Source organism: Longimicrobium terrae (assembly GCF_014202995.1).
GTDB classification, from domain to species: domain Bacteria; phylum Gemmatimonadota; class Gemmatimonadetes; order Longimicrobiales; family Longimicrobiaceae; genus Longimicrobium; species Longimicrobium terrae.
This window is the reverse complement of record NZ_JACHIA010000034.1, coordinates 23,161-38,272: the sequence shown is the minus strand read 5'-3', so window position 1 is coordinate 38,272 and position 15,112 is coordinate 23,161. Positions and strand designations below refer to the sequence as shown.

Annotated in this window: 11 protein-coding genes; 5 read left to right on the top strand and 6 right to left on the bottom strand. The window is 69.3% G+C overall.

The window, feature by feature from the left end; all coding sequences use genetic code 11:
* Positions 1-322: 322 nt before the first annotated feature.
* On the bottom strand, positions 323-2,158 hold the full coding sequence (locus HNQ61_RS27520) for an AMP-dependent synthetase/ligase (RefSeq protein WP_170033660.1): 1,836 nt from the start codon (positions 2,156-2,158) through the stop codon (positions 323-325).
* A 502-nt stretch (positions 2,159-2,660) separates the two neighbouring features.
* On the opposite strand from HNQ61_RS27520, the gene HNQ61_RS27515 reads away from it, so the two are divergent.
* The 5 genes from HNQ61_RS27515 to HNQ61_RS27495 all read left to right on the top strand — a co-directional run bounded on the left by HNQ61_RS27515 (position 2,661) and on the right by HNQ61_RS27495 (position 10,055).
* On the top strand, positions 2,661-3,119 hold the full coding sequence (locus HNQ61_RS27515) for a GNAT family N-acetyltransferase (RefSeq protein WP_170033658.1): 459 nt from the start codon (positions 2,661-2,663) through the stop codon (positions 3,117-3,119).
* 290 nt (positions 3,120-3,409) lie between these two features.
* On the top strand, positions 3,410-4,384 hold the full coding sequence (locus tag HNQ61_RS27510) for an AAA family ATPase (RefSeq protein WP_170033656.1): 975 nt from the start codon (positions 3,410-3,412) through the stop codon (positions 4,382-4,384).
* Positions 4,385-4,803: 419 nt separating this feature from the next.
* The gene (locus HNQ61_RS29765) at positions 4,804-5,874 is read left to right on the top strand and encodes a DUF58 domain-containing protein (protein ID WP_183685865.1); all 1,071 of its coding nucleotides are present in this window, start codon (positions 4,804-4,806) and stop codon (positions 5,872-5,874) included.
* Complete coding sequence (locus HNQ61_RS27500) at positions 5,871-7,976, top strand: transglutaminase TgpA family protein (RefSeq protein ID WP_170033652.1); 2,106 nt, start codon at positions 5,871-5,873, stop codon at positions 7,974-7,976. The genes HNQ61_RS29765 and HNQ61_RS27500 overlap by 4 nt, the downstream gene beginning before the upstream one ends.
* Positions 7,977-8,669: 693 nt before the next feature.
* Positions 8,670-10,055: an aminotransferase class V-fold PLP-dependent enzyme gene (locus HNQ61_RS27495; RefSeq protein WP_221239732.1), complete on the top strand. Its 1,386-nt coding sequence runs from the start codon at positions 8,670-8,672 to the stop codon at positions 10,053-10,055.
* A 732-nt stretch (positions 10,056-10,787) separates the two neighbouring features.
* Here the strand turns inward: HNQ61_RS27495 and HNQ61_RS27490 are convergent.
* The 5 genes from HNQ61_RS27490 to HNQ61_RS27470 all read right to left on the bottom strand — a co-directional run bounded on the left by HNQ61_RS27490 (position 10,788) and on the right by HNQ61_RS27470 (position 15,071).
* A complete protein-coding gene (locus HNQ61_RS27490; protein ID WP_205761372.1) occupies positions 10,788-11,816 on the bottom strand; it encodes a TerC family protein in 1,029 nt (342 codons plus the stop codon).
* Between the two features lie 370 nt (positions 11,817-12,186).
* Entirely contained in the window at positions 12,187-12,714 is a 528-nt protein-coding gene (locus HNQ61_RS27485) for a hypothetical protein (RefSeq protein ID WP_170033648.1), read from the bottom strand.
* Positions 12,715-12,716: 2 nt separating this feature from the next.
* Positions 12,717-13,721 (bottom strand): flotillin-like protein FloA, encoded by a 1,005-nt coding sequence (gene floA / locus HNQ61_RS27480; protein WP_170033646.1) that lies wholly within the window; start codon positions 13,719-13,721, stop codon positions 12,717-12,719.
* A gap of 131 nt (positions 13,722-13,852) precedes the next feature.
* Positions 13,853-14,413, bottom strand: coding sequence for an NfeD family protein (locus HNQ61_RS27475; protein ID WP_170033644.1), 561 nt, complete (start codon positions 14,411-14,413; stop codon positions 13,853-13,855).
* 76 nt (positions 14,414-14,489) lie between these two features.
* A complete protein-coding gene (locus tag HNQ61_RS27470) occupies positions 14,490-15,071 on the bottom strand; it encodes a TIGR00730 family Rossman fold protein (RefSeq protein ID WP_170033642.1) in 582 nt (193 codons plus the stop codon).
* Between the last annotated feature and the right edge of the window lie 41 nt (positions 15,072-15,112).

The window sequence follows — 15,112 nt, the reverse complement described above, 5'->3', positions numbered from 1 at the left end:
GAGTTGAGCCGGCGACTGCGTGAGCGGCCACGAAAACGAGCGCTGCAACTAACTGGCTTATCACTACTTAGCCGAATAAGTTAGCGCGTATGGGGGCCGGGGGAGGGGCCTCGCAGGGCGTATGACACGAGCAACCTTTCCCAATCCGCACGATCCTGGGGTGTGCTCCCTCTCCCACATCTGTTCGTGGGAGAGGGTCGTCGTGCGCAGCACGCGGGGTGAGGGCCACAGCCGGCGGACGCGCCCATCCTCATCATCCCGAGAAAAAGGCCGGACTCCTCGCGGAGCCCGGCCTTTCCTGATCATCCCCCCGCGATCGCCATCACACCTTGCCGGCGCTGCTCCCAGCGTACAGCTCCTCGATCACGGCCGCATACTCCTTTTCCACCGCCTTGCGCCGCACCTTGAGCGTGGGCGTCAGCATCCCGTTGTCGATCGTGAACTCGTGCGCGATCACGGCGACCTTCTTGGGACGCTCGTACTTGGCGTATTCCGCCAATCCGCCCAGCGCCTCCTTTTCCAGAAACTCGCGCACGCGCGGCTCCGCGGCCAGCGCATCCACGTCTGTCGCCGTGATCCCCTGCTGCGCGGCCCAGGGGCGCAGGTTCTCCCACTCGGGGACCACCAGGATGACGGGGAACGCGCGCCGGTCGCCGATGATCACCGCCTGGCTCACATAAGGCGACATCACCGCGACGTTCTCCATGGGCGCGGGCGCCACGTTCTTGCCGCCCGCCGTCACGATGATGTTCTTGAGCCGGTCCGTAATCCGCAGAAACCCGTCATCCGTCAGCTCGCCGATGTCTCCGGTGTGGAACCAGCCGTCGGCGTCCACGGCCTCGCGCGTGGCCTCGTCGTTGTTCCAGTAGCCCTTCATCACGTGCGGCCCGCGGGTCAGGATCTCGCCCGAACCATCCGCGATGCGCACCTCCACGCCGGGGATGGGCCGCCCCACGCTGCCCACCTGGATGGCGTCCGGCTTGTTGACGGCGATGACGGGAGACGTTTCGGTCAGCCCGTATCCCTCGTAGACGGGAAGGCCGGCGCCCAGAAAGAAGCGCGCGATCTCCGGGCTCAGCGGCGCGCCGCCGCTGACGAAGCTGCGCAGCCGCCCGCCCGTGCGCTCGCGCAGCTTGCTGAACACCAGCTTGTCGGCGATCCCGTACTGCACGCCCAGCAGCCCGGACGGCCTGCGCCCCTGCACCCGCAGGTCCGCTACGCGCAGCCCCACGCCCTTGGCCCAGCTGACGATGTGCGCCTTGATTCCCGTGGCGCTCACCACCTTGCTGTAGATTTTTTCGAACAGGCGCGGAACGGAGACGGCGATCATGGGGCGCACCTCGCCCAGGTCGTCGGCCACGGTGTCCACGCTGGTGTAGGCGGTGCAGGTGCCGACGTCCCAGTACAGGTAGTCCACCATCCGCTCAAATACGTGCGACAGCGGCAGAAACGAAAGCGTCGTGTCGCCCGGGTGGATGATGTCGCCCAGCCCGTGCTGCAGGCACCCCGCCACGTTTGACGCCAGGTTGAAGTGGGTGAGCATCACCCCCTTGGGATTTCCCGTCGTGCCGCTGGTGTAGATGAGGGTGGCCACCTCGTCGCGGCCCAGCGCCAGCGCCCGCTCGCGGAACTCGATGAAGCGTCCCGCGGCGATGGCGGTTTCGCCGGCCTTGAGGACGTCGTCGAGCGGTGTCACGCCCTCACCCTTGCCGTCAAAGGCGATTACGTGCTGCACGTCCGGGAGGTTGGCGCGGATTTCGGCGATCTTGGCGGCCTGGTCCGCGTTGCTCACGAACACCACCGAGGCCCCGCAGTCCCGGACGATGTACTCCACCTGGTTGGCGGGAAGGGTGGGGTAGATGGGGACGTCGATGGCGCCCAGCCCGGTGACGGCGAAGTCGGCGATGGCCCACTCCGGGCGGTTTTCCGACAGGATGACGACGCGCGACCCCGTCCCCACGCCCAGATCCGACAGCGCGGCGGCGAGCCGGGTGACGCGCGTTTCGATTTCCGCGTGCGACAGCGTAAGCCACTTACCGCCAGCCCGGTACATCATGGCCTGGTCGCGGTGGTGCCGGTCGATGCCGCCGAAGAAGATGCGCGGAATGGTGTCGCGCTCCACCGGCTGCAGCGGAACCAGGGTGTTCGCCTTGCGCATCAGCTCTCCTGAATCAACCCGAAGTCGTTGCGCCCGCCGGGGATGCGCCGGCGGGCGGCCAAGCCGTGAAAATGCCGGACGTCCCGCCGGAAAACAAGACGCCGCACGGACGTTCGAACTGAGGGAAGTGCGTGAGTGCTGGGTGCGGGGTGCGTCAGTGCGAGTCAGGAGGGGCGGGGAAAGTTCGTGCCGTTGTTGCAGCAACTCGAGTTTCCGCACCAGTGGCGGATTGCTCCACGTTACGCATGGAGGGGGTCAGCTGCCCGGGATTGTGGACGCAAACCGAAGCATGATGCCGCGCTGAGGTCTCCCCCTCTCCCGCTTGCGGGAGAGGGGGCCGGGGGGTGAGGGCTGCCCGCCGCCGCGCCAGAGCCTGGGTGAACGAGCGAACAGTCGCCCGGCGCACCGCACCGCGCTGTCCCCTCGCGCGAGCACCGGCCAATCGGCAATCTTGTAGGAGGCTGTCGATGCCGCGCCAATTCCCATCGCTCCTGGCTCTATCATGACTGAACCCGTCATCCGCCGCGCTACTGCGGCCGACCTTCCCGCCATCATTACGATGCTTGCGGACGACGCGCTGGGCCGAAAGCGCGAAGATCCGACCATCCCGCTGGATGCGCGCTACACGGACGCGTTTCACGCCATCGACAGCGATCCCAACCAGCTGCTGGCCGTGGTGGAGCGGGCGGGGGAAGTGGTGGGCACGTTTCAGCTTACGTTTCTGCCGGGCCTTTCGCACCGGGGAGCATGGCGCGGCCTGGTGGAGGCGGTGCGCATCGCGCAGTCGGAGCGCAGCGGCGGGCTGGGTGCCACGCTGATGCAGTGGGCTATCGGCCAGTGCCGCGAGCGCGGATGCCGGATGGTGCAGCTCACCACCGACAAGTCGCGCACCGACGCGCATCGTTTCTACGAGCGACTCGGCTTCCGCGCGACGCACGAGGGGATGAAGCTGGTGCTTTGACGAACGGCGCGGAGCCGCGGTAGTCGCGCGGAAGATCATCGATCCCGACATCGTGCTGATCAATCACACGCCGCCACGGACGATGCGGGCCAGACGCCCGGTATCTCCATCAAACTCGGACGTATCCGCCCGGGACCGTCGGTCGAGGAGACCGTGCTGCACATCCCGGGATGACGGAATCCGCCACAGGTGAGTCAAGTCACGATCATCGAACGAAACGACCGTTCCTGTCACGTGGGTGTACAGGGCGGCGAATCATCCGCATCTCCCGCCATCCCACGAACGCGTCCATGCTGAACGCCGTTCCGGTCGACGCACCGGACCTGGACCTTCGCCTGCTCGACGATCTGGTCGCGCAGGTGGAAACCGTATTTCGCGGCAAGCGCGAAACCGTGCGCCTGTCCGTGGCCGCGCTGCTGGCCCGCGGGCACCTGCTGTTCGAGGACGTGCCCGGCGTGGGCAAGACTACGCTGGCGCGCGCGCTTACGGCGGCGCTGGGGCTGGACTTCCGCCGCATCCAGTTCACCAGCGACCTGCTGCCCAGCGACGTGCTCGGCGTGAGCGTCTACAACCCGCGCACGCACGAGTTCGAGACCCGGCCCGGGCCGATCTTTACCAACATGGTGCTGGCGGACGAGATCAACCGCGCGCCGCCGCGCACCCAGAGCGGGCTGCTGGAGGCCATGCAGGAAGGCCGGGTGACCATCGACGAGCGCAGCTTCGATCTGCCGCGCCCGTTTCTGGTGATGGCGACGCAGAACCCGCTGGAGCAGCACGGCACCTATCCGCTTCCGGAAAGCCAGCTTGACCGCTTCATGATGCGGCTTTCCATCGGCTATCCGGACGCGGACGAGGAGCGCACGGTGCTGCTGCAGTCGTCCGGCGTGCACGATCCCATTGACCGCATCCGGCCGGTGCTGAACCCGCAGTCCGTCGTGCAGATGCAGGACCGGGTGGATTCGGTGCACGCCGATCCGTCCATCATCGACTACCTGATGGCGATGGTGCAGGCCACGCGCACGGAGCCGCGGTTCCGCGCGGGAGCCAGCACCCGCGGGGCGATCGCGCTGCTGCGGGCGGCACGGGGGTACGCGCTGGTGGACGGCCGCGAGTTCCTGGTTCCCGATGACGTGCGTCGCCTGGCCGGCCCCGTGCTCGCCCACCGTCTGCTCCCCGCCGGCGCATCTGCCGCCACCGGTGAGGCATATGGCGAGGCGGTGATGCTGCTGGATGAGATCATCGCGCGCATCCCGGTTCCCGTCTGAAGCGCGAAGTTCGCGGGCGGCCCCCACCCGGGCCGGCACCACCGGCCCACCCTCCCCCCAAAAAGACTGGGGGAGGGTTGGGGCGGGGCGGAGAGGCCGGCGCGGGATGCACACAAACGTGGCGTGAGCGGATCCGTTGAGCGGATAAATCCGCCGCTCAAACAGCGCAAAGCCCCGACACCAGCCGCTGGCGCGTCCGGTTCGGGGCTTCAACCGCGCAAGAAACGGCGGCCCATTCCGCAGGCGGCGCCCGCGCTGAGGTCTCCCCCTCTCCCGCTTGCGGGAGAGGGGGCCGGGGGGTGAGGGCTGCCTGCCGCCGCGCCGAGCCATCCGGAACGCACGGACGTGCAGTTCTCCCTGCGCCTATCACGTGCCCTGATTATCCCTTATCCGCCGTACCTGATCCAGCGAACACCGCCGTGAAGACCGTTCCGCTCACTCGCACGCAGCGCATCCGCAAGCGCATCCGACGCTGGCTCCGGCCGCCGCGCCGGCTGCGCTTTTCGCGCGGGGGATGGTTCTTTACCGGCGGTTCGGTGCTGCTGGGGCTGGCCGCCATGGGCACCGGCAACAACCTGCTCTTTCTGCTGCTCGGCGGAATGCTGGGCTTCATCACGCTCAGCGGCGTGCTTTCCGAACAGATGGTGCGCCGGCTGGAGATCCGCCGCCGCGTGCCCCGCGCCACCGCCGGCGAGCCCGCGCGCATCACCTACGAGATCCGCAACGGCAACCGCCGCCTCTCCGCCTACTCCATCGAGGCAGGCGAAGACGGCATGGCGGGGCGGGGATGGACGCCCGTCATCGCGCCGCAATCCACCGGCGCGGCGCGGGCGGAAAACGTGTGGCCTGCGCGCGGCGTGGTGCCGCTGGAGACCATCGTCGTATCCACCTCGTTTCCATTCGGCCTGTTCGTCAAGGAACGCGACATGGACCTCGCCGGCGAAGTGGTGGTCTGGCCGCGGACGGACCGCCCCGTGCGCGAACCCCGCCCGTCCGGCGAGCGCGTGCGCAGCAGCGGCGAATCCATGTCCGGCGCGGCCGGCGCGCGCGGCGAGTACCGCGGCCTGCGCCCGTACCGCTCCGGCGACGACCCGCGCGACGTGCACTGGCGCACCACCGCCCGCGTGGGCCACCCGGTCGTGCGCGAGTACGAGCGCGACCGGTCGCGCGCGCTCTGGCTGTGCCTGGACCTGCTTTCGGTGGATGACGAACTGGGCGAGGCCGCGGTGGAGATCGCCGCTGCGCTGGCGGCACGTGCATCCCGGCGGGGAGAGTCGTTCGGATTGGCGACGCAGGATGCGCGGGTGCGGCCGGCCGGCGGCGCGGCGCAGCTGGAGCGGGTGCTGGATGCGCTCGCCCGCGCCGAGCTTCGCGCGGACGCGCCGCGGCTGGACCCGCCCGTCCCCCCCGCGGAGTGCGTGCTGGTGACCGCCGGCGCGCCCGGCCCCGGCTGGGGCGACGTCTTTGCCGCCGCGGGAGGCGGACGATGACCGCCGCGCAGCTGCACCGCCGGCTGACGGCGGGAATGGGATTGGCCGCGCTGGCCGCCTACGCCGCCGGCGCGGGGTGGACGGCGGACGTGGGGATCGCCGGCGCCGCGCTGGGTGCCGCCGTCGTGCGCCCGCCCTCCGCGCGGTGGAGCGCGCTGATCGAACGGGGCACGCGCATCCTCATCGTGGGCCTGTGCGCGTGGATGCTGTACGTCGCCTTCGTGCTGAGCGCGGACTTCATGCCCGCGGTCATGGCCATGCTCCTGCTGCTGCTGGGCGGCGAAAGCCTGCGCTCGCTGGAGACCCGGAACGACGGGCGGCTGTACCTGCTCTCCTTTGCGCTCCTGGTCGCGGCGACGGCGTTCTATCCCGGTCTTCCGTTTGCCGCCGCGTTCGTCGCGTTCATCGTGCTCGCGACGCTGGCGATGATGGCGGGCCACCTGCGCCGCCAGGCCGAGCGCTTCCACGCGCCGGACGTGCGGGTCAGCCGGCGGATGGCGGGGGCGATGGCCGCGCTTTCCGCCGTGACGCTGACGGTGGCGGTGGGGCTGTTCATCCTCTTTCCCCGCCTGCCGCGGACGTGGAACGTGCAGGGGCGCAGCGGCGACGGCGAGGTGATGGCCGGCTTTTCGGACGAGGTGCGGCTGGGGCAGCTGGGCGGGCGCCTGTCATCCAACCCCGAAGTGGCGTTGCGGGTGGAGTTTGCGGACAGTGTGCCGGCGAACGCGGAGCGGATGCACTGGCGCGGCCGCTCGTTCGACCACTTTGACGGCGTGCGGTGGTCTCGCACGCGCGGGCTTCCCGGACCCGCCATGCCCGGGCCGGCGTACCTGGCCCGCTGGGGCGGAACGTCGCGCCGGGCGCGCATCTTTGGCGGGCCGTCGGGGGCGGAGGTGCTGTTCGGGCCGCATCCGGTGCTGGCGGTGCAGGCGCGTTCGGCCATCCGCGCCTTTCAGGAGCCGTCAGGGGACGTGCTGTACTTTGGATCGGACGTCCCCGTCTACACCGTCCTCTACGGACCCGAGGCGCCACCGGACGGACGGCTGCGCGCGGCGCGGCGGCCGGATTCGCGGCTGCTGAATCCGTATCTGCAGACCCCTGCCTTTACGCCGGCCATGAAGCGGCTGGCGGACTCGCTGACGGGGCCGTATGCGGACCGGCTGGACAAGGCGCGGTCCGTGGAGCGCTACTTTCGGCAGAACTTCGGCTACACGCTGGACCTGCCGCGCACGCGCGACGAGGGCACGCTGGAGGGATTCATTTTCCGCCGCCGGCAGGCCCACTGCGAGTACTTCAGCACGGCGATGGTGATGCTGATGCGCACGGCGGGGATTCCCGCGCGCAACGTCACCGGCTTTCTGGGCGGCGAGTGGAACCAGACCGGCGGCTACCTGGCCGTGACGGGAAACGATGCGCACTCGTGGGTGGAGGTGTGGTTCAGCGGCCTGGGATGGGTGACGTTCGATCCCACGCCGCCCTCGCGCGACGACCTGGTGAACCGCGAAACGGGCGAGGCGTGGGCGTGGCCGCTGCGCTTCTGGTTCGATGGGATGGAGCACCGCTGGTACCGCTGGGTGCTGGATTACGACCTGGACAAGCAGCTGGGGATGGCGCGCCGCCTGGGCGACCTTTTCGAGCGAGACCGGGAGCGGGCCTTCGGGGATGATGGAAAGCGGGCGCCGTTCCGCGCGCCGCCCATGCTTCCCGTGGCGATCGCGATCGGCGTGGCGGCGGCCGCGGCGATCTGGATGCGGCGCGGCAGATCGGGCCCGCGCTCGCCGGAGCAGCGTGTGTACCTCGCGCTCCGCCGCGTGTACGCGCGGATGGGGATGGACGGCGGCGGGCCGCTGGATTTCGCCGAGCGCCTGGCGCGCGCCGCGGCGCCGGGGTGGCGCCCCGCCGGGGAGGTCGTGCGCCTGTACCTGCGCGCGCGCTTCGCGGGCGAGGACATCGGCGACGCGGGGCGCACGCGGATGCGCGCCGCCCTGGCCGAAGCCCGCGCCGAACTCCGCGCCGCCCGCCGCGACCGGTCGGGTTCGGTGACGGGTGGGCCCGCCGCATCCTCGTCCCCGCCGCGCGATCGCGAGCACGCGGGCGTGTAGACGTCGATCCGGCGCGTGATCTACGTCGTGGTCTCGTCGATGGAGGGAACCGTCAGTCTGTCGAGGACAGCCTGAGTCGGTTGGGAAGCATCGTCGTTGGACGCCACGCCAGAGTGATGAACGGTACCGTCAGGTGCTCCGAGGAACGCGTGGCAACGGGGTTTTCTGAGCGGAATGGATCCGCCGCTCAAACAGCGGGAACCCCCGACACGGCGCTATTCGCGCGCCGTTCGGGGCTTCAACTGCATGCGGGGCGAGGTCCGTGCGCGTCGCGTAGTGGGCTCGGCGGATGGCAGATCCTTCGTCGGCGCCAGGCCTCCGCGCGGCGGAGGTCAGGCGGCGCCTTCCCAGGATGACAAGGTGCCGTGCGAGGGGGCAGGGTGGCGCACGGGATGTGGTTCCCACGCAGTTGAAGCCCCGATCGTGGACGCGACAGCGGCCGCGAGTCGGGGGTTCCCGCTTCTGGAGCGGCGGATTCATCCGCTCAAGAGTGTTCGCGCCGATCGGTACTCCTCGTGGCGTACCGTATCAACCGCCCGCCTCAACCCTCCCCCAGTCTTTTTTGGGGGAGGGTGGGCCGGTGGTGCCGGCCCGGGTGGGGGCCGCACTGAGGCCCGGAAGGCCGCGGGAATTCCGTTCCACCCCGCTGTACCCTATATTGCGGGTCCGCCGAACCCCATGCAGGAGCCCACGATGCACGACACCTTCCAGCAGTTGCGCGATCGCGAGTTCAGCCGCCTGGACGCGGAGGGGCACGTCTACCTCGACTACACCGGCGCCGGGCTGTACGCCGAGTCGCAGGTGCGCGCCCACGCGGACTTTCTCTGCGCCGGCGTGTTCGGCAATCCGCATTCGCGAAACCCCACCTCGCTGGCCGCCACGCAGCAGTGCGAAACGGCCCGGCAGCGCGTGCTGGCGTACTTCAACGCCGATCCCGAGCTGTACGAAGTCGTGTTTACGCTCAACGCCAGTGGCGCGCTCAAGCTCATCGGCGAGGCGTACCCGTGGGAGCCGGGCGGCCGCTTTCTGCTGACGGCGGACAACCACAACAGCGTCAACGGCCTGCGGGAGTTCGCCTCGGCGCACGGCGCGGACGTGCGCTACGTGCCCATGGGTCCGGAGATGCGCCTGGCGGACGTGGAGGCGCACCTGGCCGGCGCGGGCCGCCGCGGGCACAATCTGTTCGCCTTTCCCGCGCAGTCCAACTTCTCGGGCGTAAAGCATCCGCTGGAGCTGGTGGCGCTGGCGCAGGAGTACGGCTACCACGTGGTGCTGGACGCGGCGGCGTACGTCCCCACCAACCGGCTGGACCTGAGCACGGTCACGCCGGACTTCGTGTGCGTGTCGTTCTACAAGATGTTCGGCTTTCCCACCGGGGTGGGCGTGCTGCTGGCCCGGCGCAACGCGCTGGGCGAACTGCACCGGCCGTGGTTCGCGGGCGGAACGGTGCGATTCGTGTCGGCGCAGAACCAGATGCACATGGCCCACGTCACGGGCCGCGCGTTCGAGGACGGTACGCTGAACTACCTGGGGATCGCCGCGGTCACCACCGGGCTGGATTTTCTGGAGGGGATCGGCATCGAGAACGTGAACGCGCACGTCACCCGGCTCGCGGAGCGGATGCTGAACGGGCTGGCATCCATGCGCCACAGCAACGGCGAACCGATGGTGCGGTTCTACGGACCGGCCAGCATGGAGGGGCGCGGCGGCACGCTGGCGTTCAACCTGCTGGATCCGGAGGGCGGGCTGGTGGACTTCCGCGGGGTGGAGCAGTGCGCCAACGACGCGGGGATCTCGCTGCGGACGGGCTTCTTCTGCAACCCCGGCGCGGCCGAGTTCGCGTTCGAGTATGCGGATGAGGACGCGTTCCGCTGCATCAACACGCTCACGGCCGAGACGTTCAACATCCAGGTCTTCAGCGACTGCATGAGCGACCACCCGGTGGGCGCGGTACGCGTGTCGGTGGGGATCGCCAGCAACGAGGCGGATGTGGACCGGTTGATGGAGGTGCTGGGCGCGTTTCGCGACGTGGCTCCCGATCCGTTGGCCGCGCTCCCCGCGCTGGCCACGGCGGACTGAGACTTCCTCTTTTTCGGCGGATGGGAAGAGCGTAGAATCCGGCCCGGCGGGCGAGGCTCACGACGGCCCCCACCCGGGCCGGCACTACCGGCCCACCCTCCCCCAAAAAAGACTGGGGGAGGGTTGATGGGGCGGATAGTTCGGTGCGGGGAGGCGAAGATCCGCGCGTGAGCGGGGTCTGTTGAGCGAATGAATCCGCCGCTCAAACAGCGGGAACCCCCGGCTCGTGGCCGCTGTCGCGTCCACGCCCGGGGCTTCAACCAATGACAGACACCACGACGGCCCGGGGTCAGCGCCACGGCCACGTGCCCCCCGCACGACGACCATCCGCGCCACGCCCAAAGGGCGTCATCCTGAGAAGGCGCCGGACGGACCTTCCGCCGCGCCGATGCTTGGCGCCGACGAAGGATCTACTATCCGCCGAGCTAACCAACCGGCGCGCGCGTAACCCGCCCCAGATGCAGTTGAAGCCCCGATCATGGACGCGACAGCGGCCGTGAGTCGGGGCTTTCCGCTTCTGGAGCGGCGGATTCATTCGCTCCAGATACTCGCCGCCGCGACCAACTCCGCCGCCCGCACCAAACCATCCGCCCGCCCCAACCCTCCCCCAGTCTTTTTTGGGGGAGGGTGGGCGAGTAGTACGAGCCCGGGTGGGGGCCGCCCTGGACCCAGATGAAAACGAGAACGGCTCTCCGTCCGGAGAGCCGTTCTGCGTTTCATCAATCGATCCCACTACTTCCCGCGCAGCACCGGCCCGGGCGGATCGTCGCTCTCGTCCAGCGGGTCGTGCGTCACCTCGTCGTGCTCCTCCAGCTGCTTGGGGAACATGAGCGACGCCACCACCGACCCGCCCAGCACCCCGGCCACCACCAGCAGCGACACCAGCACCGGAATGTGCACGTGCAGCGCCACCACCAGCATCTTGGCGCCGATGAACACCAGCACGATCGACAGCCCCAGCTTGAGGTAGTGGAACTTGTCGATCACCCCGGCCAGCAGAAAGTACAGCGACCGCAGGCACAGGATGGCGAACACGTTGCTGGTGTACACCAGGAACGGGTCGCGCGTAACTGCGAACACCGCGGGAATGCTGTCGACGGCAAAGATCAGGTCCGTCGTTTCCACCAGCACCAGCACCACCAGCAGCGGCGTGGCCACCCAGCGCAGCTTTCCGGCTACGGTTTCCTTGACGAAGAAATGCTGCTCGTGGTACGTGTTGGAGATGGGCATGATGCGCCGGATCAGCCGCAGCGCCGGGTTGGATTCCGGCTCCACGTCCATCTCGTCCTGCGTGGCCATCTTGATCCCGGTGTACACCAGGAACGCGCCGAACACGTAGATGATCCACTCGAAGCGCGCGATCAGGATCGCCCCCGCCGCGATCATGGCGCCGCGCATGGCCAGGGCGCCCAGCACGCCCCAGAACAGCACCCGGTGCTGGTACTTGGGCGGCACCTTGAAGTAGGCGAAGATCAGAACGAAGACAAAGATGTTGTCCACGCTCAGCGCCAGCTCGATCAGGTAGCCGGTCAGGAACTCCAGGGCGTGCTTCTGCCCCCCCGTTCCTTCCACGGGAAGGTTGCCGGTCCACATGAGGCCGGCAAAGATCAGGGCCAGCGTCATGGTGAAGGCGGCGAACAGGCCGGCTTCCTTCGGCTTTACCACGTGCGCCTTGCGGTTCATCACACCCAGGTCAAACGCCAGGATGATGAACACCAGCACCGTGAAGCCCACGTAGGGCAGAACGTGTCCCTTCAGCAACTTGCCTCCCCGGATGGACGCCCGCGCGGGACGTATGCATGCACGAAAACGGGCGATACCGTTCGTCCGGCCCCAGATGCACAAAGGCACCTGGGTCCAAAGACGAAGGTCTCGCCCTGATCGCGACGCGCATCCACGCGCCGCATCCCAACCGGACCGTGCGGGTTGCCCCGCAGTCTTGACGATCCGGCCGCCGGCTGTCTCGCCGGTAAGCTACTCCCCTTCCGTTTCCTGCGGGAAAGCTACTTGGCAAGAGTCCTGCCGTCAACGCGGCGCTCTGCCCGCCGCCCGCCGTCCAGGATGGAAAAACGGGGCAGGCGGATGTGCATCCGCCTGCCCCGCATCCACTTACCCGACTTTCCGCCCGGCTTCAGAACTCGCGCGGTTCCCGCGAACTGACGGGCGGGCCCAGCACCTCGGACATCAGAATGGCGCGGCGCAGTGATTCCGGATCGCGAAGTTCCTGCAGCAGCGCGTGGTGCGGGGGGTGCGCCTGCGCCGGCGCGTCCACGTACTTCCGGTGAAAGCGCTCGTGCTCCGCCGTCCAGTCCACCTCCGCCTCCAGCGCGCGGGCGGCCTCGGGAAGCGGGCGCGCCTCGGTGGTCGTCAGCACCACGGGGGCGCGCGGGGTGAACAGCACCAGGTCCCCCGTCGCGTCCTCGCCGTCGTCCACGTCGTCGTCGAACGTCAGGTCGGTGTCGGCCGCCAGTTCATCCACCTCGCCCTCGGACGAACTGGCCTCCATCGCCAGCTGCATGCGCCCGGCGGGGAGCGCGCGATGAACGAGTTCTTCCGCCTGAAATCCCTCGTACGTGGTGGGGGGCAGCCGCGACTGCGAGGCCTTCTGGATCAGACCGAAGATCCAGAAGACGACCGCCGCGGTGATCAGCCATCCCACCGTCAGCTCCCCTGCGGGCCGCCGCCCTGCCCGCCGGGCGCGGAAGGACCGGCCAGTGCGCGGCGCATCCCCGTGTCGCTCTGCACGTTCTGGTACCGCGCGTAGTCCATCACCCCCAGGTTGCCGTTGCGGAACGCCTCGGCGATGGCCATGGGCACCTGCGCCTCGGCCTCGATGACCCGGGCGCGCGCCTCCACCACCCGCGCCTGGTTTTCCTGCTCCAGCGCCACGGCCATGGCGCGCCGCTCCTCCGCGCGGGCCTGGGCGATGCGCTTGTCGGCCTCGGCCTGGTCCGTCTGCAGTTCCGCGCCGATGTTCTTGCCCACGTCCACGTCGGCGATGTCGATGGACAGGATCTCGAACGCCGTCCCCGCGTCCAGCCCCTTGGCCAGCACCGTCTTGCTGATGTTGTCGGGGTTCTCCAGCACCGCCGCGTGGCTGATGGACGAGCCGATGGTGGACACGATGCCCTCGCCCACGCGCGCCAGGATCGTTTCCTCGCCCGCGCCGCCCACGAGGCGGTTGATGTTGGCGCGCACCGTCACGCGGGCGATGGCGATGAGCTGAATGCCGTCCTTGGCCATGGCCGCCACGCGCGGCGTGCTGATGACCTTGGGGTTCACGGAGGTCTGCACCGCCTCCAGCACGTCGCGCCCGGCCAGGTCGATGGCGGCCGCCTGCTCGAAGGTGAGGCCGATGCCGGCCTTGTCGGCCGCGATCAGCGCCTGGACGACGCGTTCCACGTTGCCGCCGGCCAGGTAGTGCCCTTCCAGTTCATCCACTTCCAGCCGCACACCGGCCTTGCGCGCGGTGATGAGCGGATTGACGATGCGCCCCGGGCTCACCCGCCGGAAGCGCATGCCGATCAGCTGCACGAACGGCACGTACACGCCCGACGTCCACGCCTGCACCCACAGCCCCACGGGGATCAGGGTGATGAGGACAAAGAAGGCGATGATGGCGAAGAAGACGAGGATCAGCGCACTGCCTGCGGCGAGTCCATCCATGGGCCAGGTCCTGTGGATCAGGGAAAGGTGTCCCGCGGATGCGCGGGCCGCCGCCGGCCCGGTGCCGGCGGCGGGGATGCGTACGGGGTTGCGGCGAAAGAAGTTGCGAGCCGCTGGCCCGTGTTGCGGGATCAGTCCCGCGCGTCCGCTTCGCGCGGGGCGAGCGGGCGCACGACGGTGCGGTAGCCGTCGGAGCGAAGGATGCGCAGCGGCGTTCCCGCGCCGATCCATCCCGCGTCGCTCACCACGTCCAGCCGCTCGCCGCCGATCTGCGCGGCGCCCGCGGGACGCAGATCCGTGAGCGCCACGCCCTCTGCGCCTTCCAGTTCCGGCCGCGGCGGGGCGGAGACGTAGCCCCGCTCGCGCTCCAGCGATCCGCCAAAGATCGCGTGGTAGTCGCCGCGCCGGGTGGCCAGCACGGCCCACGTGCCCACGGCCAGCATGGCCAGCGCGGAAAGGACGGCAAAGGTGGCCAGGGTGACGTCCGCCACGCCGGGAAGGGGCCCCGCGATCAGGAGCACGGCGCCCGCGAGCAGCGCCAGCACCCCCATGATCCCCGACACGCCAAAGCCGGGAAGGGCGAACACTTCCACGCACAGCAGCACCAGCCCGGCCAGCAGCACCAGCATGGGCGCCCAGCCCGCCATCCCCAGGACGGCGTGGAACGGCGGTGGATCAACAGGCTGCATCATCGGCGGCGACGCGGGTGGATGGAAGGGTCTGCGCACGGAGCATAAACCCGGGGCGCCACAAATCCAACCCTGCTGGTCAGCGCTGCTCCGGGCGGATCCACTTTTCCACCGCGGGCGGGGCGAAATCCGCCATCCGCTCGAGCAGCCGCTCCGCATCCGCGTCGTCCAGAATGAGCGCGCGGTGGGCCGGCCGCACGAACTCCTCGCGGACGGCGTGGTCCACCATCGCCAGGAGCGGATCGTAGAAGCCGCCCACGTTCAGCAGGCCGCACGGCTTGGGATGGATGCCCAGCTGCGACCAGGTGAGCACCTCGAAGAACTCCTCGAACGTCCCGTAGCCGCCGGGGAGCGCGATGAACCCGTCGGACAGGTCGGCCATGCGCGCCTTGCGCTCGTGCATGGAGCCCACGACGTGCAGCTCCGTTAATCCGCCGTGTCCCACTTCGCGCCGCATGAGCGCTTCGGGAATGACGCCGATCACTTCTCCGCCGGCGGCCATCACCGCATCGGCCACCACGCCCATCAGCCCCACCTTGCCGCCGCCGTAGACGAGACCGATGCCGCGCGCCGCCAGCATGCGCCCTACCGAACCGGCCGCGTGCGCGTACGCCGGCTGCGCCCCCGCACTGCTCCCGCAGAACACACAGATCCGCTTCACCCTCGGTTCCTCCGTCGTTGTCCGTTCCCCGCGACCTCCGC

Coding starts and splice junctions, on each gene's coding strand:
- HNQ61_RS27515 (WP_170033658.1), top strand. CDS start 2,661: ATGACTGAACCCGTCATCCGCCGCGCTACTGCGGCCGACCTTCCCGCC.
- HNQ61_RS27475 (WP_170033644.1), bottom strand. CDS start 14,413: ATGATGCAGCCTGTTGATCCACCGCCGTTCCACGCCGTCCTGGGGATG.
- HNQ61_RS27495 (WP_221239732.1), top strand. CDS start 8,670: ATGCACGACACCTTCCAGCAGTTGCGCGATCGCGAGTTCAGCCGCCTG.
- HNQ61_RS27520 (WP_170033660.1), bottom strand. CDS start 2,158: ATGCGCAAGGCGAACACCCTGGTTCCGCTGCAGCCGGTGGAGCGCGAC.
- floA (WP_170033646.1), bottom strand. CDS start 13,721: ATGGATGGACTCGCCGCAGGCAGTGCGCTGATCCTCGTCTTCTTCGCC.
- HNQ61_RS27500 (WP_170033652.1), top strand. CDS start 5,871: ATGACCGCCGCGCAGCTGCACCGCCGGCTGACGGCGGGAATGGGATTG.
- HNQ61_RS27510 (WP_170033656.1), top strand. CDS start 3,410: ATGCTGAACGCCGTTCCGGTCGACGCACCGGACCTGGACCTTCGCCTG.